This window comes from Stenotrophomonas sp. 85239_Sma (genome assembly GCF_056481725.1).
Map to the genome: position 1 here is coordinate 1,854,023 of NZ_CM151163.1, position 19,226 is coordinate 1,873,248.

A 19,226-nucleotide genomic window follows, 5' to 3' on the forward strand; every position below is an offset into this window, starting at 1 on the left:
AACGCCGATGCCTGGTAGATCCACGCCATGCGTGGATGGCTGCATCAGTGCGGACCCAGGTCCGCACCCACCGGGGGGCCAGCGGTCATTTGACCCCGTGCAGATCCCGCAGCTGGCTCGGCCGGCTGCCGAAATACGCCGCCAGATCGGCAATGTCCTGATCACTCAGGTCCTTGGCCTGCGGCGTCATCAGCGCATGCTGGCGGTCACCGGCACGGTAGGCCTGCAGTGCGTGCGCCAGGTAATCGCCGTACTGCCCACCCAGCTTCGGATAGGTCGGATCGATCGGCGCGTTGCCATCGGCCCCGTGGCAATCGATGCAGCTCTGGTTGGTGGCCTTGCCCTTCACCTTGGCGCGGGCTTCACCGGCAGCCTCGCGGCCCGGCGGCAGGCCAGCGGAGGATGAAGAACCGTGTTCGCCGCTGGCATGGCCCGGGTCGGCGGCGGATTTCTCGCTGTTTTCCACCTGCGACTGTGAACAGGCCGCCAGCAGCAGGGCAACGGACAGGGCGATGGCGTGACGCATCGGATGCGCGGCTTTCGACATGGGCGGGCCTTACTTGACGGTGGACAGGTAAACAGAGAGATCGGCGATCTCCTGTTCGCTGAAACTCATCGACTGCGCCTGCATCGTCGGATGCCGGCGCTTGCCCTGGCGGTACTCGGTCAGCGCCTGGGCCAGGTACTGCTGGGTCTGGCCGCCGATCTTCGGCACCCGGTAACTGGGGTAGGCGTTCTTGTAGCCGGTGATGCCGTGGCAGCCCTGGCAGGTGTAGGCCAGCACTCGGCCATTGTCGAAATTGCCGGTGGGCGCGGCGGGCGCCGGCGCAGCGGCGGGAGCCGGTGCCGGGGCGGGTGTGGCAGGAGCAGGAGCGGGCTGTGCGGCGGCCCCAAGGGGCAGGAGGACGGCCAGAGCGAGACAAGCGGCGAGCGGCTGCGGGCGCATGGTGTCGTTTCCGGGGATTCGGGTCTGGTCGTTCCGGCGTGGGGTACGGAACGACCCGAGTATAGCCCCAGGTTTCATCTAGCTGAAATGGGGGTGGGCCGACCAGCGGCGTGAAGACACCATGACCTTTGGGATATGGTGTTGCCGTGAAGTGGTGCATTACTTTGCTACCACACCTGTCCACGCATCCTCCAGGGACCTGACGATGTCGCACCCAACCTTCCTGTCCGGCCGTCGCAGCGGAATCTGCGCTGCCGCACTGCTGATCTCCACCTCCCTGCTGCTGGGCGGTTGCGCCGCAGGGCCCAATTCCGAAGCCAAGGCTGCCGAGACCAAGGAGGAGAAGAAGGTCGACGCCGTCCCGGTCGAAGTGGCGGTGGCCAGCCATCGTGCCGTCGCCGCCAGCTACACCGGCACTGCCGCGCTGGAACCACGCGCCGAGTCGCAGGTGGTCGCCAAGACCTCCGGCGTAGCGCTGGCGGTGCTGGTCGAGGAAGGGCAGCGGGTGACCGCCGGCCAGCCGCTGGTGCGGCTGGACCCGGATCGTGCACGCCTGGCCGTTGCGCAGAGCGAAGCACAGATGCGCAAGCTGGAAAACAACTACCAGCGTGCACAGAAGCTGGTCGGCCAGCAGATGGTCAGCGCCGCCGATGTCGACCAGCTGCGCTACGACCTGGAAAACGTCCGCGCGCAGTACCGGCTGGCCACGCTGGAGCTGTCCTACACCACGGTGGTGGCACCGATCTCAGGCGTGATCGCCTCGCGCTCGATCAAGACCGGCAACTTCGTGCAGATCAACACGCCGATCTTCCGCATCGTCGACAACTCGCGGCTGGAAGCCACCCTCAACGTGCCCGAGCGCGAGCTGGCCACCCTGCGCGCCGGCCAGCCGGTGACGCTGGCGGCGGACGCGCTGCCGGGGCAGAGCTTCACCGGCACCGTCGATCGCATCGCGCCGGTGGTGGACTCGGGCAGCGGCACGTTTCGCGTGGTCAGCGCCTTCGACGGTGCCGCAGACGCGCTGCAGCCCGGCATGTTCGGTCGCATCCGCATCGACTACGACCAGCGTGCCGATGCGCTGGTCGTACCGCGCCTGGCGTTGCTCGACGACGGTGAGCCGGCGGTGTTCCGGGTGCGCGAAGGCAAGGTCGCGCGCGTTCCGGTCAAGCTGGGTTACGCCGAGGGCCCGTGGGTGGAGATCCGTGATGGCCTGGCGGCCGGTGATCAGGTGGTCACCGCCGGCAAGGTCGCCCTGCGCGACGGCACCACGGTGCAGGTGATTGCCGATCCGAAGGCGAAGACGGTCGCAGCGGCCGCCAAGCCGGCAGACAAGGCCGGGAGCAAGCAATGACCGCCCCGGGCCACGACCACGGTGCCTCGCCGGCGAGCGACGGCGCCGCCGCCGGCATGCGCGGCGGCCTGGTGGAATTCGCCACCCGCCGCCGCGTAACCATCGCCATGTGCACGGTCACGTTGCTGCTGTTCGGCCTGATCGCGCTGGGCAACCTCAAGGTCAACCTGCTGCCCGACCTGAGCTACCCGACGCTGACCGTGCGCACCGAATACACCGGTGCGGCGCCGACTGAAATCGAAACCCTGATCACCCAGCCGGTCGAAGAGGCGGTCGGCGTGGTCAAGAACCTGCGCAAGCTGAAGTCGGTCTCGCGTACCGGCCAGAGCGACGTGGTGCTGGAGTTCGCCTGGGGCACCAACATGGACCAGGCCAGCCTGGAGGTGCGCGACAAGATGGAGGCGCTGAACCTGCCGCTGGAGGCCAAGGCCCCGGTGCTGCTGCGCTTCAATCCATCCACCGAGCCGATCATGCGCCTGGTGCTGTCGAACAAGACGGCGCCGACCAGCGATGCCGATGCGGTGCGCGAGCTGACCGGCCTGCGCCGCTATGCCGATGAAGACCTCAAGAAGAAGCTGGAGCCGGTCACCGGCGTGGCGGCCGTCAAGGTGGGCGGTGGCCTGGAGGACGAGATCCAGGTCGACATCGACCAGCAGAAGCTTGCCCAGCTGAACCTGCCGATCGACACCGTCATCAAGCGCCTGAAGGACGAGAACATCAACATCTCCGGCGGTCGCCTGGAGGAGGGTTCGCAACGCTTCCTGGTGCGTACCGTCAACCAGTTCGCCGACCTGGAGGAAATCCGCAACCTGCTGGTCACCACCCAGGCCGCCAATGGCAGCGCGGCGGACTCGGCGCTGCAGCAGATGTTCAACATCGCCGCGTCGACCGGTTCGGCGGCCGCCATCGCCGCGGCGTCAGCGGCACAGAGCGCATCGTCCGGTGGTGGCTCCAGCGTGGTTGCCAACGGCGTGCCGGTGCGCCTGAAGGACGTGGCCACCGTGCGCCAGGGCTACAAGGAGCGTGAAGCAATCATCCGCCTGGGCGGCAAGGAATCGGTCGAGCTGGCCATCTACAAGGAAGGTGACGCCAACACCGTGTCCACCGCCGAAGCGCTGCGCAAGCGCCTGGAGCAGATCAAGGGCACGTTCCCGTCCGATGTCGAGCTGACCACCATCGAGGACCAGTCGCGCTTCATCGAGCACGCCATCGCCGACGTCAAGAAGGATGCCGTGATCGGCGGCCTGCTGGCGATCCTGATCATCTTCCTGTTCCTGCGCGATGGCTGGAGCACGTTCGTGATCAGCCTGTCGCTGCCGGTCTCGATCATCGCCACGTTCTTCTTCATGGGCCAGCTCGGCCTGAGCTTGAACGTGATGTCGCTGGGGGGCTTGGCATTGGCCACGGGCCTGGTGGTGGATGACTCGATCGTGGTACTGGAGAGCATCGCCAAGGCCCGTGAGCGTGGCCTGGGCATCCTGCAGGCAGCGATTGCTGGCACCCGTGAAGTGAGCATGGCGGTGGTCGCCTCGACCCTGACCACCATCGCCGTGTTCCTGCCGCTGGTGTTCGTCGACGGCATCGCAGGGCAGCTGTTCCGCGACCAGGCGCTGACCGTGGCGATCGCCATCGCGATCTCGCTGCTGGTGTCGATGACCCTGATCCCGATGCTAAGCTCGCTGAAGGGACGGCCGCCGCTGGCCTTCCCGGAAGAGGCGCCGAACGCAGCGTGGCAGCCGCAGAAGCGCTGGCAGAAGCCGGTTGCGCTGGGCCGCCGTGGCGTGGTCGCCAGCGTGCGCTGGAGCTTCTATGCGCTGGCCTGGCTGGTGGTGCGCCTGTGGCGCGGCATGGTCGCGGTGGTCGGCCCGGTGATGCGCAAGGCCAGCGACCTGGCGATGAAGCCCTATGCCGGCGCCGAGCGTGGCTATCTGCGCCTGCTGCCGGGCGCACTGGCGCATCCCGGCAAGGTGCTGGGCGTGGCGGCCATCATTTTCGTGGCGACCATGGCGCTGGTGCCGATGCTTGGCGCGGACCTGATCCCGCAGCTGGCACAGGACCGTTTCGAAATGACGGTGAAGCTGCCGGCCGGTACGCCGCTCAAGCAGACCGATGCGCTGGTGCGCGAGCTGCAGCTGGCGCACGGCAAGGGCGAAGGCGTGGCCTCGCTGTATGGCGTAAGCGGCAGCGGCACCCGGCTGGATGCCAGCCCGACCGAAAGCGGCGAGAACATCGGCAAGCTGACCGTGGTGATGGAAGGCGGCGGCAATGCCCACACTGAAGCGGCGATCACCGAGCGCCTGCGCGGCACCATGAGCCAGCACCCGGGTGCCCAGGTCGACTTCGCGCGACCGGCGTTGTTCAGCTTCTCCACGCCGCTGGAAATCGAGCTGCGCGGGCAGGACATGGCCACCCTGGAAGTGGCCGGCCAGCGCCTGGCGGCGATGCTGCGCGGCAATGCGCACTACGCCGACGTGAAGTCGACGGTGGAAGAGGGCTTCCCGGAAATCCAGATCCGCTTCGACCAGGAGCGCGCCGGTGCGCTGGGCCTGACCACCCGCCAGATCGCCGACGTGGTGGTGAAGAAGGTGCGCGGCGATGTCGCCACCCGCTACAGCTTCCGTGACCGCAAGATCGACGTGCTGGTGCGTGCGCAGGAAGGTGACCGCGCCAGCGTGGAGAGCATCCGCCGCCTGATCGTCAACCCCGGCAGCACCCGTCCGGTCACCCTGGACGCGGTGGCCGATGTGGTCGCCACCACTGGCCCCAGCGAGATCCACCGCGCCGACCAGACCCGGGTTGCAGTGGTGTCGGCCAACCTGCGCGACATCGATCTTGGCGCAGCCATGCGCGAAGTGCAGCAGATGGTCGCCGAGCAGCCGCTGGGCGCGGGCGTCGGCCTGCACATCGGCGGCCAGGGCGAGGAGCTGGCGCAGGCGGCGAAGTCGCTGATCTTCGCCTTCGGCCTGGCGATCTTCCTGGTCTACCTGGTGATGGCCTCGCAGTTCGAATCGCTGCTGCACCCGTTCGTGATCCTGTTCACCATCCCGCTGGCGCTGGTCGGCGCGATCCTGGCGCTGATGCTGACCGGCAAGCCCATCTCGGTGGTGGTGTTCATCGGCCTGATCCTGCTGGTCGGCCTGGTCACCAAGAACGCCATCATCCTGATCGACAAGGTCAACCAGCTGCGCGAGGCCGGCGTGGCCAAGCACGAGGCGCTGGTGGAAGGTGCACGCTCGCGCCTGCGCCCGATCATCATGACCACCCTGTGCACGCTGTTCGGCTTCCTGCCGCTGGCGGTGGCGATGGGCGAGGGCGCCGAGGTTCGCGCACCCATGGCGATCACCGTGATCGGTGGCCTGCTGGTGTCGACGCTGCTGACCCTGCTGGTGATCCCGGTGGTATATGACCTGATGGATCGCCGTGGCGACGCCTATTATCGAGAGCGCGGCCGCAAGCACGCCGGTGAAGGCCTGCACGGCGATGAAGGCGGCGTGGCAGGTGGGGAGGAACCGGCATGAGTGTTGCCGAGTTCTCCATCCGCCGCCCGGTCACCACCATCATGTGCTTCGTATCGCTGGTGGTGATCGGACTGATCGCTTCGTTCCGATTGCCGCTGGAGGCGCTGCCGGACATCTCCGCACCGTTCCTGTTCGTGCAGATTCCGTACACCGGCTCGACCCCGGAAGAAGTGGAACGGACCATCATCCGGCCGGTCGAGGAATCGCTGGCGACGATGACCGGCATCAAGCGCATGCGCTCGTCGGCCACCTCCGAGGCGGCGCTGATCTACATCGAGTTCAGCGACTGGGACCGCGACATTGCGATTGCCGCGTCCGATGCACGTGAGCGCATCGATGCGATCCGCAGCGACCTGCCCGACGACCTGCAGCGCTACAACGTGTTCAAGTGGTCCAGCAGCGACCAGCCCGTGCTGAAGGTGCGCCTCGCCAGCACCACCGATCTGACCACCGCCTATGACATGCTCGACCGCGAGTTCAAGCGGCGCATCGAGCGCATCCCTGGCGTGGCCCGCGTCGATATCACCGGCGCGCCGCCAAACGAGGTGGAGATCGCCATCGATCCGAACCGGCTCAACGCGCATGGGTTGAGCATCAACGAGCTGAGCGAGCGCCTGCGCACGCTGAACTTCTCGATCTCGGCCGGGCAGATCGACGACAACGGCCAGCGCGTGCGCGTGCAGCCGGTGGGTGAGATCACCGACCTGCAGGAAATGCGCGACCTGGTGATCAATGCCAAGGGCCTGCGCCTGGGCGATATCGCCGACGTGCGCCTGAAGCCGGCGCGGATGAACTACGGGCGCCGCCTGGACGGCAACCCGGCGGTGGGCCTGGACATCTTCAAGGAGCGCAGTGCCAACCTGGTGGACGTCTCGCGTGCGGCGCTGGCCGAGGTCGAGTCGATCCGCGCGCAGCCGTCGATGCGCGACGTGCAGATCAAGGTGATCGACAACCAGGGCAAGGCGGTGACGTCCTCGCTGCTGGAGCTGGCCGAGGCCGGCGCGGTGGGCCTGATCCTGTCGGTAACCGTGCTGTTCTTCTTCCTGCGCCATTGGCCGTCGACGCTGATGGTGACGCTGGCCATCCCGATCTGCTTCACCATCACCCTGGGCTTCATGTACTTCGTCGGGGTGACACTGAACATCCTGACCATGATGGGCCTGCTGCTGGCGGTGGGCATGCTTGTCGACAATGCCGTGGTGGTGGTGGAGAGCATCTACCAGGAGCGCGAGCGCATGCCGGGGCAGCCACGGCTGGCCTCGATCATCGGCACGCGCAACGTGGCCATCGCGCTCAGCGCCGGAACACTGTGCCACTGCATCGTGTTCGTGCCGAACCTGTTCGGCGAGACCAACAACATCAGCATCTTCATGGCGCAGATCGCGATCACCATCTCGGTCTCGCTGCTGGCCTCGTGGCTGGTCGCGGTCAGCCTGATCCCGATGCTGTCCGCACGGATGGCCACGCCCAAGCTGGTGCACTCGCAGACCGGCCTGATCGCGCGCCTGCAGCGGCGCTACGCGCAGCTGCTGGACTGGTCGTTGCATCACCGCGGTTGGAGCCTGCTCGGCATCCTGCTGGTGGTGCTGGTCAGCCTGGTGCCGATGAAGCTGACCAAGGTCGACATGTTCGGTGGCGAGGGTGGCAAGGACATCTTCATCGGCTACATGTGGAAGGGTGCCTACACCTACCGGCAGATGTCCGAGGAAGTGGCGCGGGTGGAGAACTGGATCGACCAGAACCGCGAACGCCTGCACGTGAAGCAGGTGTACTCCTGGTACAGCGAGCAGGAAGGCAGCTCCACGGTCGTCACCCTGGACGAAAAGTACGCCAAGGACATCAAGTCGCTGCAGGAGGAACTGCGCAAGGGCCTGCCGAAGTCGGCCCGCACCGATTACTTCGTCGGCAACCAGGGCGGCGATGGCGGTGGCGGCAGCAACCAGGGCGTGCAGGTGCAGCTGGTGGGTGATTCCAGCTCGATGCTGCAGGAGATCGGCCAGGAAGTGGTGCCGTTGCTGGCGCAGCGTGCCGAATTGCGCGACGTGCGCATCGACAACGGCGAGAAGGGCGGCGAACTGAAGGTGCGCGTGGACCGCGAGCGTGCCGCGGCGTTCGGCTTCAACGCCGAGCAGGTGGCCAGCTTCGTCGGGCTGGCGCTGCGCGGTGCGCCGATGCGCGAGTTCCGCCGCGGCGACAATGAAGTACCGGTGTGGGTGCGCTTCGCCGGTGCCGAGCAGAGCAGCCCGGAAGACCTGGCCGGCTTCAGCGTGCGCACCGGCGACGGTCGCAGCGTGCCGCTGCTGAGCCTGGTCACCGTCGATGTCGGTTCGTCGGCCACCCAGATCGGCCGCACCAACCGCCAGACCACGTTGACCATCAAGGCCAACCTGGCCGAGAAGATCACGGCACCGGATGGGCGCAAGGCGATTGAAGCCGTGCTCAAGCCGATGAACTTCCCGGCCGGCTATGGCTTTACCTTCGACGGCGGTGACTACGGCAACGATGACGAAGCCATGCAGCAGATGGTGTTCAACCTGCTGATCGCGCTGGTGATGATCTACGTGGTGATGGCGGCGGTGTTCGAATCGCTGTTGTTCCCGGCGGCGATCATGAGCGGCGTGCTGTTCTCGATCTTCGGCGTGTTCTGGCTGTTCTGGATCACCGGGACCTCGTTCGGGATCATGTCCTTCATCGGCATCCTGGTGCTGATGGGCGTGGTGGTGAACAACGGCATCGTGATGATCGAGCACATCAACAACCTGCGGCGCAGCGGCATGGGCCGTACCCAGGCGCTGGTGGAGGGCTCACGCGAACGCCTGCGCCCGATCATGATGACCATGGGCACGGCGATCCTGGCGATGGTGCCGATCTCGCTGACGGATACGCAGATGTTCGGCGATGGCCCGGAGTATTCACCGATGGCGCGCGCGATTGCCGGCGGCCTGGCGTTCTCGACCGTGGTCAGCCTGCTGTTCCTGCCGACCATCTACGCGGTGCTCGATGACCTGCGCACTGCCGTGACGCGGCTGATCCGCCGCGCGCGCGGTCTGGAGATGGTAGAGCCGGGGGCTGCCCGGCTGTAATGCGCGACAACGTGTTGTGGTGTGGGGGAGGCCGGTCGTAGTGGGGCGGCCTCCCCCTTTTTTTCGGGCATCGCCCGGCACCACCCATCACCGCATCGCGGTAGCGCCGGGCCATGCCCGGCGGGGTGTTGCAATCAACCGGCGACCTTGCCCCACACCTTGAAGGTGGTCAGCCACAGGCCGAGCATGCTACCGATGTTGGTCAGCATGAAGGTCAGCACCACGCGGGTGACCCGGTTGCGGTACCAGCCCTTCAGGCTCTGCGCATCATCGCGAAGCTTCAGGAAGTCCTCATACGCGGGCTTGCGCAGCCGCGCTTCCACCAGCGCCGAGAACGCACCGGTCGGGATGCTCAGGCGGAACGGTTTGAACGGGGCCACCGCGATCGCGGTGAGGATGCTCAGCGGGTGGCCGCCGGCCAGCAGGCAGCCCAGGCCCGCCAGGCCGCCGGTATACATCGCCCAGGTCGCCAGCAGCTCGGTGCCCACGCCCAGGCCGCCGCGGTAGAAGCCCACGCCGATGCCGGTCGCCACGATCGCCAGGATGCCGAGCGTGAACCAAGGAATGTTGCGCTTCTTAGGCACCGCCTCCAGCTCGGCACGCAGCGGTGCCGGCGCCTCGGTGTCGGTTTCCAGGTAGCGGGCCAGCCCGGCCAGGTGGCCGGCGCCGACCACCGCCAGCACTTCGCGCTGCTGCAGGTCGTGTTCTTCGCGCAGGCGCGTGGCCATGTAACGGTCACGCTCGCCGATGATGGTCTCGTACAGCGCCGGGCTCTCGCTGGCGAACTCGCCGAAGCTCGATTCCAGCATGTCCCCCTGCTTGAGCTTCTCGATCTCGTTCTCGCCCACTTCCTCGGACGAGAACAGGCCGGCGCCAAGCCCGGCGACCAGCTTCAGCTTGCCGAAGAACCCCAGCCGCTGCGACGCACGGCGGAAGGTCAGGCCGACTTCGCGGTCGATCAGGTGCACCGGCAGGTTGCGTTCGCGTGCCAGTTCCACCGCACGCTTCAGTTCGGCACCCGGCTCGATGTCGAGCTGCTCGGCCAGGCGGCGCTGGTAGGCGGACAGGGCGAGGTTGGCAGCGAACAGGGCGACGCGGCCCTTGCGGATCACCTCGACCAGGTCGAGCTTGGCCAGCGTATCCGGGTCGCTCAGTGCCTGCAGGCGCTGCGGGTCCAGTTCGACGGCCACCGCATCGAAGCGGCCGCTGTCGATGGCCTTTTCCACTGCCTCGACGCTGGCGCGTGAAACGTGGGCGGTGCCCAGCAGGGTGTAGCGCACGCCGTCGCGTTCGACGACGCGCACCGGCTGGCCGGCGAACAGGTCGTCGCCGGTCTCGGGAAGGGTTTCAGTCATGGATTCATTCATTGGAAGGTGCGGTGTCGGCGCCATCGCCGAGCGCGCGCTGCATCTGCACGGTATCCAGCCAGCGGCCGTGCTTGCGGCCAAGGCCACGGAACACGCCCACCAGCTCGAAGCCGAAGCGTTCGTGCAGCTTGATCGACGCGGTGTTGGTCGGCTCACCGATCACCGCCACCATCTGCCGGTAACCACGCGCCACGCAGGCATCGATCAGGGCCTGCAGCAGGCCGGTGCCGACGCCCTGGCCCTGGAAGCGGGCATCGACGTAGACCGAGTTCTCCACGGTCCACTGGTAGGCAACGCGGGTGCGGTAGGTGTTGGCGTAGGCATAGCCGGCGACCCGGCCGTCGATCTCGGCGACCAGGTAGGGGAAACCGCGGTCGATGATGTCGCGCATGCGGCGCAGCATCTCGGGCGCGTCCGGAATGTCGTACTCGTAGGTGTTGACGAAGTCGGTCACTTCCACCGCATAGATCGCGGTGATCGCGTCGATGTCGGCCGGGCCGGCATCACGGATGAGGACGGCCATGCGCGGGCTCCGGCTCAGTCGATGTAGCGCTTGAGCAGGTCGCCGTACGCGTCGATGCGGCGGTCGCGCAGGAACGGCCAGATGCGGCGCACGTGCTCGCTGCGCTGCAGGTCGACATCGCACAGCAGCACGGTGGCGTCGGTGCCGGCTTCGGCCAGGAACTCGCCCTGCGGGCCGAGCACGTGGCTGTTGCCCCAGAACTGGATGCCCGACGCGCCCAGCGGCGAGGCTTCGTGGTCGACGCGGTTGCAGCTCAGCACCGGCAGGCCGTTGGCCACGGCGTGGCCGCGGTGGCTCAGCACCCAGGCGTCGCGCTGGCGGGTCTTCTCGTCCTGCACATCGTCCGGATCCCAGCCGATCGCGGTCGGGTAGAGCAGCAGTTCGGCACCGGCCAGCGCCATCAGGCGTGCCGCTTCCGGGTACCACTGGTCCCAGCAGACCAGCACGCCAAGGCGGCCCACCGAGGTGTCGATCGGCGTGAAGCCGATGTCGCCCGGGGTGAAGTAGAACTTCTCGTAGAAGCCCGGATCGTCCGGGATGTGCATCTTGCGGTACTTGCCGAGCAGGGTGCCATCCTTCTCGAACACCACGGCGGTGTTGTGGTACAGGCCGGCAGCGCGGCGCTCGAACAGCGAGCCGACTAGTACCACGCCATGCTTCTTCGCCAGCGCGCCCAGGCGCTCGGTGCTCGGGCCCGGAATCGGCTCGGCCAGATCGAACTCGTCCACCGATTCGTGCTGGCAGAAATACGGGCCGTTGTGCAGTTCCTGCAGCAGCACCAGCTTGGCACCCTGCGCAGCCGCCTCGGCCACGCGTGCTTCGATCACCGCCAGGTTGGCGGCGGCATCACCGTGGTTGCGCTCCTGGATCAGGGCGACGGTAAGGGGGCTGCGCGAGTTCATGCGGGGCGTTCCTGCGGGGGAAAAGCAGCATGTTAGCGCGGATGGGCGGCGACGGCGTGTCGCGCGCTGAATGGGTGCACGCAACCGGTAGCGCCGGGCCCTGCCCGGCGGATTTTCCAGATGCCGCTGCGCTCGCCGGGCATGGCCCGGCGCTACCGCGCGATTTACGCCTTCAACAACCCCGCCGGCAGCTGCATGGTGATGCAGTGCAGGCTGCCGTTCTGCCAGATCAGCGAGCGGCAGGGCACCTGCACGATCTCCCGGCCCGGGTGCGCCTGCGCCAGCACATCGCGGGCCAGATCATCGGCCGGATCGCCATAGGCCGGCATCAGCACCGCGCCATTGACGATCAGGTAATTGGCGTACGAGGCGGCCAGGCGGCGGCCTTCGTCGATCACCGGCTGCGCCCACGGCAACGGGAACAGGCGATACGGCTGGCCGTCCTTTGTGCGCAGCGCGGCCAGTTCGTTGCCCATCGCCTGCAGTTCGGCGTAGTGCGAGTCGCTCTCGTCGTCGCAGGCCTGGTAGACGATGCTGTCGGTCGAAGCGAAGCGGGCGAGGGTATCGATGTGCGCGTCCGTGTCGTCGCCTTCCAGGTAGCCGTGGTCCAGCCACAGCACGCGGTCCTGCTGCAGCCAGTCGGCCAGGTCGGCGCTCAGGCTGTCGCGGTCGCGGTCCGGATGGCGCTCGTGCAGGCACTTCCAGGTGGTCAGCAGGGTGCCTTCGCCATCGGTTTCGATGCCGCCGCCTTCCAGCGCGAACGGAATGCTGCGCACCGGCGCATCGTTGAACACGCCGGCCTGGTCGAGCACGCCCACCAGCTGGTCATCCAGCGTGGCGTCGAACTTGCCGCCCCAGCCGGTGAAGCGGAAATCCAGCAGCTGGAAACCGCCGTCGGCACGGCGCAGGGTGATCGGGCCGGAGTCGCGCAGCCAGGTATCGTCGTAGGCGGCCGTGGTGAAGTGGACCTTGTCCATGTCGATGCGGTTGGAGCGCAGCCGCATCTCGGCATAGGTCTCCACATCGTCGTCGGCCACGCAGATCAGCACCGGCTGGAAGCGGGTGATGGCCGCGACCAGGGCGATGTAGGTCTCTTCCACCTGGCCCAGGCGGTCGGCCCAGTCGGTGTCGGCGGTGGGCCAGGCAATCAGGACGCCGCTCTGGGCTTCCCACTCGGCAGGAAAACGAAGGGTCTGGTTCATGGTCTCGCTACACAGGCCCGCCCACGGCGGGTAATGGGATCAACGGATCGGCGGTTTCGGGCCGATTTCGTTCGGGTCCGCCTGGTTGGCTACCACGTTGATCACCTTCTGCTTCTCGAAGTAGACGGTGAACTGCGGGTACACCCAGCGGTTGATGGTCGGCCACTGCCGCTTCTGCCCGCCACGCGGCTGCAGCTGCTCGCTTGGCGCGCCGAACTGCGCCTGCACCTGCTGCATGCTCTGGCCACGCACGGGCACGGCACCGGCCGGCTTCTCGCGGGCACGGTCGACAAGCAGGGTATCGGCCAGTGCCGGTGTGGCGGCGGCCAGGGTGGCCATCACGGCCAGGGCGGACAGGTAACGCTTCATCTCGATCTACTCCCCAGTGGTCAAGAAAGGCGATTACAGCAAAAACGGCAGGAAAAAGCCGCATAAACAAAAAACCGCCCGAAGGCGGTTTCTTGCATCGGGTCGGCCCCGCGCAGGGCCAGCCGCAGCCGGAAGGCTGTGAGGCTTAGCGCTGACGCGCCTTGAAACGCGGGTTCGACTTGCAGATGACGAAGATCTTGCCACGACGACGCACGACCTTGCAGTCACGGTGACGGGCCTTCGCCGACTTCAGGGAGGACAGGACTTTCATGGCATACCTCGGCGTAAACAGTAGTTGTTCGGGTGGAGCGTGGCCGCGATATGCGAAAGACAATCGGCAGTTGACGCTCGTTCAAGCCCGCCATTCTACCGGGCTTTTCCTCGTGGTTTCAAGTGGTTGCACAAAAGATCCCGCTCGGGGCGTCTGGCAGGGGCTAGAATGGCCTCTTCACACGCTCTGGGACCCCCATGAATCCACTCGCTCCCGTCCTGACCATCGACGGCCCATCCGGGGCCGGCAAGGGTACCATCAGCCGCATCATCGCGCGCAGGATGGGCTGGCATTACCTGGATTCGGGTGCGCTGTACCGGGCGGTGGGGGTGGCTGCAAGCTGGGCCGACATCGATACCTCCGATGCCTCGGCGCTGGTTCGTTGCACCTTCGACACCCACGTTCAGTTTGTCGAGCAGGGCGATGCCATGCGGGTCATGGTCAACGGCACCGATGCCACCGACGAGCTGCGCCTGGAGACCACCGGGGCGCTGGCCTCGGCCATTGCCGCCATTCCCGAGGTCCGGGCTGCGCTGAAGGAGCGCCAGCGCGCATTCAGGGAGCTGCCGGGCCTGGTCGCCGACGGCCGCGACATGGGTACGGTGATCTTCCCGGACGCCTCCTACAAGGTCTTCCTGACCGCCAGTGCCGAGGAGCGCGCCGAGCGCCGGCATAAGCAGTTGAAAGACAAGGGGGTTTCTGTTAACTTTGATGACCTCCTGCGCGAGATCATGGCCCGCGACGCCCGTGATGCTCAGCGTACCGTGGCGCCCCTGAAGCCGGCAGACGATGCTGTCCTCATCGACACCACAGGCATCGGCATCGATGATGTCGTTGCCAGAGTGATGGATCTGCTTCCGGTTCCGGCTGCCTGATCCGTTCGCGCGGGAGCACTGCCAGCAGCATCGGCGGTGGTCGCGCATAGCAGTGCTGTACCAGCTCCGTCGCGCAATGATGCGTGGCGGTTTTCCTACTACACACGACCTGCGTTTCCGGGGTCGACCAACAGGCGGGCGGTCGCCATTCCCCTGAAGGGGACGCCACCGACCCATGTGTCCAACAGAGTAAATCTAATGACCGAATCATTTGCCGAACTGTTTGAAGCCAGCCAGGCCAATCTGGCCAAGCTGAAGCCGGGCGCCATCGTCAGCGGTACCGTTGTTGAAGTCCGCGGCGACGTCGTGGTGATCAACGCTGGCCTGAAGTCCGAAGGCATCGTGCCGATCGAACAGTTCCGTAACGACGCTGGCGAAATCGACGTCGCCGAAGGCGACATCGTCAAGGTCGCCCTCGACTCGATCGAGAACGGCTTCGGCGAAACCGTCCTGTCGCGCGAGAAGGCCAAGCGCGCGATGGTGTGGGACGAGCTGGAAGAAGCGTTGGAAAAGAACGAAACCATCACCGGCCGCATCAGCGGCAAGGTCAAGGGTGGTTTCACCGTGGACATCAAGGATGTCCGCGCCTTCCTGCCGGGTTCCCTGGTCGATGTGCGCCCGGTGCGCGATCCGGCCTACCTGGAAGGCAAGGAGCTCGAGTTCAAGCTCATCAAGCTGGACCGCAAGCGTAACAACGTCGTGGTCTCGCGCCGCGCTGTCGTCGAAAGCGAGCACTCGGAAGAGCGCGAGCAGCTGATGGACAAGCTGCAGGAAGGCGCGATCCTGAAGGGTGTCGTCAAGAACCTGACCGACTACGGCGCATTCGTGGACCTGGGCGGTATCGACGGCCTGCTGCACATCACCGACATGGCGTGGAAGCGCGTGCGTCACCCGTCGGAAGTCGTGAACGTCGGCGACGAGCTGGACGTCCGCGTGCTGAAGTTCGACCGCGAGCGCAACCGCGTTTCGCTGGGCCTGAAGCAGCTGGGCGAGGATCCGTGGGACAACATCGGCCGTCGTTACCCGGCCAACAGCCGCGTCTTCGGCAAGGTCTCCAACGTCACCGATTACGGTGCGTTCGTTGAGATCGAGCCGGGCGTCGAAGGCCTGGTGCACGTCTCCGAGATGGATTGGACCAACAAGAACGTCAACCCGTCCAAGGTTGTCCAGGTTGGCGATGAAGTCGAAGTGATGGTGCTGGACGTCGATGAAGAGCGTCGCCGCATCTCGCTGGGCATGAAGCAGGTTGCCGCCAATCCGTGGGAAACCTTCGCTGCCACCCACAAGAAGGGTGACAAGGTCTCGGGCCAGATCAAGTCGATCACCGACTTCGGCATCTTCATCGGCCTGGACGGCGGCATCGATGGCCTGGTCCACCTGTCGGACATCAGCTGGAACACCACCGGCGAAGACGTCGTTCGCAACTTCAAGAAGGGCGATACCCTGGACGCCGTCGTCCTGGCTGTCGATCCGGAGCGCGAGCGCATCTCCCTGGGCGTGAAGCAGCTGGAGCAGGATCCGTTCGGCCAGTACATGGCTGCCAATCCGAAGGGCTCCAAGGTCGAAGGCGTGGTGAAGGAAGTCGACGCCAAGGGCGCGATCATCGAGCTGGCTGACGGCATCGAAGGTTACGTCTCGGCCCGCGACATCGCCAACGAGCGCGTTGACGACGCCACCCAGCACCTGAAGGTCGGCGACAAGGTCGAAGCCAAGTTCGTGGGCATGGACCGCAAGGGCCGTACCCTGCAGCTGTCGATCAAGGCCAAGGACGACGCGGAAATGCGCGAAGTGCTGGAGGAATACCAGTCCTCTTCGGCTTCCAGCGGCACCACCCAGCTGGGCGCGCTGCTGCGTGCACAGCTGAACGGCAACAAGTCCGAGTAATCGGCCTTACGCTGTTCGTTGTTTCCTGGACGGCCCGGGCATTGCCCGGGCCGTTTCAGGCTGAGATGCCCCTGATGTGAGCCGGTAATGACCAAATCCGAACTGATCGAAATCCTTGCGCGCCGCCAGGCGCACCTGAAGGCCGATGATGTCGATCTGGCGGTGAAGTCGTTGCTGGAAATGATGGGCGGATCGCTGTCCGCCGGGGATCGCATCGAAATCCGGGGTTTTGGCAGCTTCTCGCTGCACTATCGTCCGCCGCGCCTGGGTCGCAACCCGAAGACCGGCGAATCGGTTGCCCTGCCGGGCAAGCATGTCCCCCATTTCAAGCCGGGCAAGGAACTGCGCGAGCGGGTCAGCAGTGTGCTGCCGCTGGACGCCGATCCGGCCTGAGCCTTCCGTCGCGCCACCGCGTGCGAATCCAGCCGCGAGTCGGATAAGCTACGGACTCCTGCCACTGGAGCTGTCGCATGAAGGTTTTTCGTCTGCTGGTCCTGCTGGCGGTGCTGATCCTTGGATTGATCATCGGTGCGGTCAACATGACCGCGATGTCGATCAATCTGCTGTTTACCGAACTGCATACCTCGGTGGGCGTGGCCCTGATCGCTGCGCTGCTGGTCGGTGTCGTGGTTGGTGCCGGGCTGGTGCTGGTGAGCGTGGTCATTCCGCTCTACGGCCAGCTGCGCCGTGCCAACAAGTCCGCTGTCGCTTCGCCGGCACCGGTGGCTTCCCCGCAATCTTTTGATGGACGTTGATCGAAGATGGATTTCGTCACCGAGTGGTTCTGGTTCTTCCTGTTCGTTCCGCTGGCCGCACTGGCCGGGTGGGTGATCGGGCGGCGTGGTGGTCAACGCCACGGTGACAGCCAGGTCAGCCGCCTGTCGAGCACCTATTTCCGTGGCTTGAACTACCTGCTCAACGAGCAGCCGGACAAGGCCATCGAGCTGTTCCTGCACATCGCCGAGCTGGACAAGGAAACCTTCGAGACCCAGGTCGCGTTGGGCCACCTGTTCCGCCGCCGCGGTGAAGTCGACCGCGCCATCCGCCTGCACCAGGGTCTGGTCAACCGCCATGACCTGAGTGACGCGCAGCGCGTGCAGGCGCTGCTGGCGCTGGGCGAGGACTACATGAAGTCCGGCCTGCTGGATCGTGCCGAGACTGTGTTCACCGAGTTGGCGCAGCTGGATCAACGTGCACCGCAGGCGCTCAAGCACCTGATCGGTATCTACCAGGCCGAACGCGATTGGGAAAAGGCGATCGACAACGCCACCCGTTTCGAGGACGTCACCGGCGAGCCGATGGGCAAGCTGATCGGGCAGTTCGAGTGCGAGCTGGCCGAGCGGTTCCGCGGTGCCGGCAAGCTGGAAGAGGCGAGGGCAGCGATCGCCCGGGCCTATCAGGCCGATGCGATGTCGGTGCGCGCCGGTATCATCGAGGGCCGGCTGGAAACCGACGCGGGCAATCCGGAAGCTGCCGTGCGCGCCTTTGAGCGCGCCGCGCGCAACGATCCTGAGTACCTGCCGGAACTGCTGCCGGCGTTGATGCAGAACTATCGCAAGGTCGGCGACCTGGCCGGCGCACGTGCCTTCCTGTCGGAGATGACCGAGCATTACCGCGGCATTGCCCCGGTGCTGGCGTTGACCCGGCTGATGGAAGAGCAGGAGGGCGTGGCTCCGGCCCGTGCCTACCTCGGTCGCCAGCTCAAGGATCGGCCGTCGGTGCGGGGTGAGTCCGCGCTGATCGACCTGACCCTCGCCGAGGGGGCCGATTCCACCGCCACCCTGCATGACCTCAAGCACATCACCGACCAGTTGCTGGTGCGCAACCCGGCTTATCGCTGCACGCGCTGCGGCTTCGGTGCGCGTACCCACCACTGGCAGTGCCCGAGCTGCAAGGAATGGGGAACGGTCAAGCCGCTGCTGAACTACGCGGTGCTCTGATCCATGCCCTGGCTTGTGATGGGCGCGCTGCTGGGGCTCGCCCTGCTGAGTGCGTTGCTGACCTGGGCTGCACGCGGCTATGCACTGCGCCAGCAGTTGATGGACCAGCCCGGCGAACGCCGCAGCCATAGCGTCGCCACCCCGCGCGGTGGCGGCATCGCCATCGTCATCAGCCTGCTGGTGACGGCTGGCGTGGCCATCTGGGCCTGGCCCGAAAGCACGCCCAGTGTGCTGGTGGCCAGCCTTGGGCTGGTGCTGGTGGCCGGCATCGGCTGGTGGGACGACCACAGGCCCCTGCCGGCGATGCGTCGCTTGCTGGTGCATTTCATCGCTGCGGCGCTGCTGGCCGGCCTGGTCAAGGTGAACGGTGGCAGCTGGCTGTTGGCGGCGCTGGTGCTGCTGTTCACCGCCTCGCTGATCAACATCTGGAACTTCATGGACGGCATCAATGGCATTGCCGCCAGCCAGGCCGTCGTGGCGATGCTGGGGCTGGTGCCGGTGCTGCCGTGGCCGTACTCACTTGCCGCTGTGGCCCTGGGGCTGGCGTGCCTCGGATTCCTGCCGTTCAACTTCCCTCGGGCCCGGATCTTCATGGGCGATGTCGGAAGTGGCGCGCTGGGGTATGCGGTCGCCGCCGTGCTGGCGCTCGCCAGCGTGCGGACCGATATCAACTGGATGCTGCTGCTGGTACCGGTTTCGCCGTTCCTTGTGGACGCGGGCTTCACACTGCTGGCGCGCATCATTTCAGGACAACGCTGGATGGAACCCCATACCCAGCATGTCTACCAGCGCGCGGTGCAGGCAGGAGCCAGTCACCCCCAGGTGACAGGGATGTACTTTGCTTTGGGCCTGTTCAGTATTACAGTGTTCAATGTCTGCTCCAATTTGCAGCCGAGGTGGGAGGCTGCCGTGGCGATCGCGTGGTTCATCGCGCTGAGCGTCCTCTGGCTCCTCCTGCGCAATGGAATGCGCCACCGACAAGGAATTACCTGACT

17 protein-coding genes are annotated in these 19,226 nt (G+C 66.1%); 9 read left to right on the forward strand and 8 right to left on the reverse strand.

Translation table 11 applies throughout. From position 1 onward, the window contains the following. Positions 1 to 85: 85 nt before the first annotated feature. The gene (locus tag ACYKG1_RS08805; protein WP_100472027.1) at positions 86 to 547 is read right to left on the reverse strand and encodes a c-type cytochrome; all 462 of its coding nucleotides are present in this window, start codon (positions 545 to 547) and stop codon (positions 86 to 88) included. A gap of 9 nt (positions 548 to 556) precedes the next feature. Further along, positions 557 to 946: a c-type cytochrome gene (locus ACYKG1_RS08810; RefSeq protein ID WP_005413034.1), complete on the reverse strand. Its 390-nt coding sequence runs from the start codon at positions 944 to 946 to the stop codon at positions 557 to 559. A gap of 205 nt (positions 947 to 1,151) precedes the next feature. Here ACYKG1_RS08810 and ACYKG1_RS08815 point away from each other — a divergent pair, with 205 nt between their 5' ends. The 3 genes from ACYKG1_RS08815 to ACYKG1_RS08825 are packed head-to-tail and all read left to right on the forward strand — an operon-like array spanning position 1,152 to position 8,898. Continuing rightward, positions 1,152 to 2,297, forward strand: a complete 1,146-nt coding sequence (locus tag ACYKG1_RS08815) for an efflux RND transporter periplasmic adaptor subunit (protein ID WP_262084164.1) — start codon at positions 1,152 to 1,154, stop codon at positions 2,295 to 2,297. Beyond that, entirely contained in the window at positions 2,294 to 5,815 is a 3,522-nt protein-coding gene (locus ACYKG1_RS08820; RefSeq protein WP_100472029.1) for an efflux RND transporter permease subunit, read from the forward strand. The genes ACYKG1_RS08815 and ACYKG1_RS08820 overlap by 4 nt, the downstream gene beginning before the upstream one ends. Beyond that, positions 5,812 to 8,898 carry an efflux RND transporter permease subunit gene (locus ACYKG1_RS08825; RefSeq protein ID WP_100472030.1) on the forward strand — a complete coding sequence of 1,029 codons (3,087 nt, stop codon included), beginning with the start codon at positions 5,812 to 5,814 and terminating at the stop codon, positions 8,896 to 8,898. The genes ACYKG1_RS08820 and ACYKG1_RS08825 overlap by 4 nt, the downstream gene beginning before the upstream one ends. Positions 8,899 to 9,032: 134 nt before the next feature. Here ACYKG1_RS08825 and ACYKG1_RS08830 read toward each other — a convergent pair whose 3' ends face one another. From ACYKG1_RS08830 to ykgO, 6 genes are all read right to left on the reverse strand, one after another. Then, positions 9,033 to 10,253: a TraB/GumN family protein gene (locus tag ACYKG1_RS08830; RefSeq protein ID WP_087922302.1), complete on the reverse strand. Its 1,221-nt coding sequence runs from the start codon at positions 10,251 to 10,253 to the stop codon at positions 9,033 to 9,035. 4 nt (positions 10,254 to 10,257) lie between these two features. Further along, entirely contained in the window at positions 10,258 to 10,788 is a 531-nt protein-coding gene (locus tag ACYKG1_RS08835; protein WP_100472031.1) for a GNAT family N-acetyltransferase, read from the reverse strand. A 14-nt stretch (positions 10,789 to 10,802) separates the two neighbouring features. Next, positions 10,803 to 11,690 (reverse strand): carbon-nitrogen hydrolase, encoded by an 888-nt coding sequence (locus ACYKG1_RS08840; RefSeq protein WP_478472411.1) that lies wholly within the window; start codon positions 11,688 to 11,690, stop codon positions 10,803 to 10,805. Between the two features lie 164 nt (positions 11,691 to 11,854). Further along, on the reverse strand, positions 11,855 to 12,892 hold the full coding sequence (locus ACYKG1_RS08845) for an agmatine deiminase family protein (RefSeq protein ID WP_478472412.1): 1,038 nt from the start codon (positions 12,890 to 12,892) through the stop codon (positions 11,855 to 11,857). 39 nt (positions 12,893 to 12,931) lie between these two features. Then, on the reverse strand, positions 12,932 to 13,231 hold the full coding sequence (locus ACYKG1_RS08850; RefSeq protein WP_428993181.1) for a hypothetical protein: 300 nt from the start codon (positions 13,229 to 13,231) through the stop codon (positions 12,932 to 12,934). 175 nt (positions 13,232 to 13,406) lie between these two features. Continuing rightward, positions 13,407 to 13,532, reverse strand: coding sequence for a type B 50S ribosomal protein L36 (gene ykgO, locus ACYKG1_RS08855; RefSeq protein WP_005409283.1), 126 nt, complete (start codon positions 13,530 to 13,532; stop codon positions 13,407 to 13,409). A gap of 197 nt (positions 13,533 to 13,729) precedes the next feature. On the opposite strand from ykgO, the gene cmk reads away from it, so the two are divergent. The 6 genes from cmk (at position 13,730) to ACYKG1_RS08885 (ending at position 19,224) form a co-directional block, all read left to right on the forward strand. Then, the gene (gene cmk, locus ACYKG1_RS08860) at positions 13,730 to 14,407 is read left to right on the forward strand and encodes a (d)CMP kinase (protein WP_014036894.1); all 678 of its coding nucleotides are present in this window, start codon (positions 13,730 to 13,732) and stop codon (positions 14,405 to 14,407) included. Between the two features lie 198 nt (positions 14,408 to 14,605). Further along, the gene (gene rpsA / locus ACYKG1_RS08865; protein ID WP_005416230.1) at positions 14,606 to 16,291 is read left to right on the forward strand and encodes a 30S ribosomal protein S1; all 1,686 of its coding nucleotides are present in this window, start codon (positions 14,606 to 14,608) and stop codon (positions 16,289 to 16,291) included. A gap of 87 nt (positions 16,292 to 16,378) precedes the next feature. Further along, on the forward strand, positions 16,379 to 16,684 hold the full coding sequence (locus ACYKG1_RS08870) for an integration host factor subunit beta (RefSeq protein WP_005409286.1): 306 nt from the start codon (positions 16,379 to 16,381) through the stop codon (positions 16,682 to 16,684). Positions 16,685 to 16,761: 77 nt separating this feature from the next. Then, positions 16,762 to 17,046, forward strand: coding sequence for a lipopolysaccharide assembly protein LapA domain-containing protein (locus tag ACYKG1_RS08875; protein WP_100472034.1), 285 nt, complete (start codon positions 16,762 to 16,764; stop codon positions 17,044 to 17,046). A 6-nt stretch (positions 17,047 to 17,052) separates the two neighbouring features. Further along, positions 17,053 to 18,231, forward strand: a complete 1,179-nt coding sequence (gene lapB, locus ACYKG1_RS08880) for a lipopolysaccharide assembly protein LapB (protein WP_005416232.1) — start codon at positions 17,053 to 17,055, stop codon at positions 18,229 to 18,231. Between the two features lie 3 nt (positions 18,232 to 18,234). After that, on the forward strand, positions 18,235 to 19,224 hold the full coding sequence (locus tag ACYKG1_RS08885) for an MraY family glycosyltransferase (protein WP_478472413.1): 990 nt from the start codon (positions 18,235 to 18,237) through the stop codon (positions 19,222 to 19,224). The last annotated feature ends 2 nt before the right edge of the window (positions 19,225 to 19,226 follow it).

Coding starts and splice junctions, on each gene's coding strand:
- lapB (WP_005416232.1), top strand. CDS start 17,053: ATGGATTTCGTCACCGAGTGGTTCTGGTTCTTCCTGTTCGTTCCGCTG.
- ACYKG1_RS08870 (WP_005409286.1), top strand. CDS start 16,379: ATGACCAAATCCGAACTGATCGAAATCCTTGCGCGCCGCCAGGCGCAC.
- ACYKG1_RS08820 (WP_100472029.1), top strand. CDS start 2,294: ATGACCGCCCCGGGCCACGACCACGGTGCCTCGCCGGCGAGCGACGGC.
- ACYKG1_RS08815 (WP_262084164.1), top strand. CDS start 1,152: ATGTCGCACCCAACCTTCCTGTCCGGCCGTCGCAGCGGAATCTGCGCT.
- ACYKG1_RS08850 (WP_428993181.1), bottom strand. CDS start 13,231: ATGGCCACCCTGGCCGCCGCCACACCGGCACTGGCCGATACCCTGCTT.
- cmk (WP_014036894.1), top strand. CDS start 13,730: ATGAATCCACTCGCTCCCGTCCTGACCATCGACGGCCCATCCGGGGCC.
- ACYKG1_RS08825 (WP_100472030.1), top strand. CDS start 5,812: ATGAGTGTTGCCGAGTTCTCCATCCGCCGCCCGGTCACCACCATCATG.
- ACYKG1_RS08885 (WP_478472413.1), top strand. CDS start 18,235: ATGCCCTGGCTTGTGATGGGCGCGCTGCTGGGGCTCGCCCTGCTGAGT.
- ykgO (WP_005409283.1), bottom strand. CDS start 13,532: ATGAAAGTCCTGTCCTCCCTGAAGTCGGCGAAGGCCCGTCACCGTGAC.
- ACYKG1_RS08835 (WP_100472031.1), bottom strand. CDS start 10,788: ATGGCCGTCCTCATCCGTGATGCCGGCCCGGCCGACATCGACGCGATC.
- rpsA (WP_005416230.1), top strand. CDS start 14,606: ATGACCGAATCATTTGCCGAACTGTTTGAAGCCAGCCAGGCCAATCTG.
- ACYKG1_RS08875 (WP_100472034.1), top strand. CDS start 16,762: ATGAAGGTTTTTCGTCTGCTGGTCCTGCTGGCGGTGCTGATCCTTGGA.
- ACYKG1_RS08840 (WP_478472411.1), bottom strand. CDS start 11,690: ATGAACTCGCGCAGCCCCCTTACCGTCGCCCTGATCCAGGAGCGCAAC.
- ACYKG1_RS08805 (WP_100472027.1), bottom strand. CDS start 547: ATGTCGAAAGCCGCGCATCCGATGCGTCACGCCATCGCCCTGTCCGTT.
- ACYKG1_RS08830 (WP_087922302.1), bottom strand. CDS start 10,253: ATGACTGAAACCCTTCCCGAGACCGGCGACGACCTGTTCGCCGGCCAG.
- ACYKG1_RS08845 (WP_478472412.1), bottom strand. CDS start 12,892: ATGAACCAGACCCTTCGTTTTCCTGCCGAGTGGGAAGCCCAGAGCGGC.
- ACYKG1_RS08810 (WP_005413034.1), bottom strand. CDS start 946: ATGCGCCCGCAGCCGCTCGCCGCTTGTCTCGCTCTGGCCGTCCTCCTG.